Source organism: Bradyrhizobium lablabi, from assembly GCF_001440475.1.
Classification (GTDB): domain Bacteria; phylum Pseudomonadota; class Alphaproteobacteria; order Rhizobiales; family Xanthobacteraceae; genus Bradyrhizobium; species Bradyrhizobium lablabi.
Window position 1 is genome coordinate 1 of record NZ_LLYB01000009.1, and the last position, 1,826, is coordinate 1,826.

Below are 1,826 nucleotides of genomic sequence, written 5' to 3' on the forward strand. Positions count from 1 at the left end.
CGGAGAGAACCCCTCATCCGGCGCTTCGCGCCACCTTCTCCCACAAGGGGAAAAGGAAAGAGAGACTACGCACTCCTTGCCAGCGCGCCATCGATCATGTTTACCGCATTCGTCACGCCATACACCGCAACGAACGAGCCGAAGCGCGGGCCCTTCTCCTGGCCGAGCAGCACCTGGTAGAGCATGTTGAACCAGTCGAGCGAAACGCCCGGCCGGCCATCCTTGCCCTTCTTGACCTGATCCAGGAACGGCTCGCGGCGGCCGATCTCGTAGACCACGTTCTGGATGTCTTCGGCGCTTGCTCCCGCCGGCAATTGCGACAGTGCATCGCGCAGATCCTGCAGCGCGGCGCGCTCGCCGTCGGTCGGCTCGCGGAACTGCTTCGTCGGCGCCACGAAGTCGCGATAGTAGTTGATGGCGTAGCCGACCATCGCATCGAGCTTCGGATGCGACTGTGGCGTCACGCCCGGACGATAGCGGCCGATGAAGCCCCACAGCGTCCCGGCGTTCTCCGCGTTCGACGACGACACCAGCGTCAGAAGAAGCTGGAACGTGACCGGCATGTCGGCCTTCGGCGGCTTGCCGGAATGGATGTGCCACACCGGATTGGCGAGCTGCTGCTTGGCGTCCTGGCGCGTAAAGCCGTCGAGGAACTGCTGGTAGTCGTCGACGTTGCGCGGGATGACGTCGAAATACAGCCGCTTCGCCGCCTTCGGCTCGCGGTACATGAACAGCGACAGCGATTCCGGCGAGGCGTAGCGCAGCCATTCGTCGATGGTGAGACCGTTGCCCTTCGACTTCGAGATCTTCTGGCCCTTCTCGTCCAGGAAGAGTTCGAAGTTGAAGCCCTCCGGCGGCGTGCCGCCGAGCGCCGAGCAGATCTTGCCCGACAGCTTTACCGAGTCGATCAGGTCCTTGCCGGCCATTTCATAGTCGACGCCGAGCGCGTACCAGCGCATCGCCCAGTCCGGCTTCCACTGCAGTTTGCAGTGACCACCGGTGACGGGAACGGTGACGCTCTCCTTGGTCTCCGGGTCCTCGTAGGAGATCGTGCCGGCCTTGGCATCATGCGCCGTCACAGGCACGTAGAGCACGAGGCCGGTGCGCGGACAGATCGGCAAGAACGGCGAATAGCTCGCCGCGCGCTCCTCACGCAGGCTCGGCAGCATGATCGCCATCACCTTCTCGATCCGCTCCAGCATGCGCAGCAGCGCCACGTCGAACTTGCCTGAAGTGTAGTAGTCGGTCGCGCTGGCGAATTCGTAGTCGAAACCAAAAGAATCAAGGAAGGCGCGCAGCCGCGCATTGTTGTGCTGGCCAAAGCTCGGATGGGTGCCGAACGGATCGGGCACCTTGGTCAGCGGCTTGCCGAGATTGGCTTCCAGCAGTTCCTTGTTCGGCACGTTGTCCGGCACCTTGCGCAGGCCGTCCATGTCGTCGGAGAAGGCGAGCAGCCGCGTCTTGATCTTGTCCTCGGTGAGCACGCGGAAGGCGTGGCGAACCATCGAGGTACGCGCGACCTCGCCGAACGTGCCGATATGCGGCAGGCCCGACGGACCGTAGCCGGTTTCGAACAGCACCTCGTCCTTCGGGTTTTTCTTCAGCCGCGCGACAATGGCCTTGGCCTGCTCGAACGGCCAGGCGTTGGATTGTTCGGCGAGCGCGCGCAGATCGCTCGGGCTAAAGGCAAGGTCGATGGTGGACATTTATAAGGGCTCTCTCCGGAAGCCGCGGAAACTAGCGCTTCCACGGAAAAATGCAAAATGGCGGGCGAAACTCCGTAGATGGGGTAACGGGCCCCGGTCCGCCTTCCAGGCAAGCCGCGC

1 protein-coding gene is annotated in these 1,826 nt (G+C 63.2%); it reads right to left on the reverse strand.

Annotated features, from left to right (window positions below; translation table 11 throughout):
• Positions 1–65: 65 nt before the first annotated feature.
• Positions 66–1,706 carry a lysine--tRNA ligase gene (locus tag CQ14_RS00050; RefSeq protein WP_057855930.1) on the reverse strand — a complete coding sequence of 547 codons (1,641 nt, stop codon included), beginning with the start codon at positions 1,704–1,706 and terminating at the stop codon, positions 66–68.
• Between the last annotated feature and the right edge of the window lie 120 nt (positions 1,707–1,826).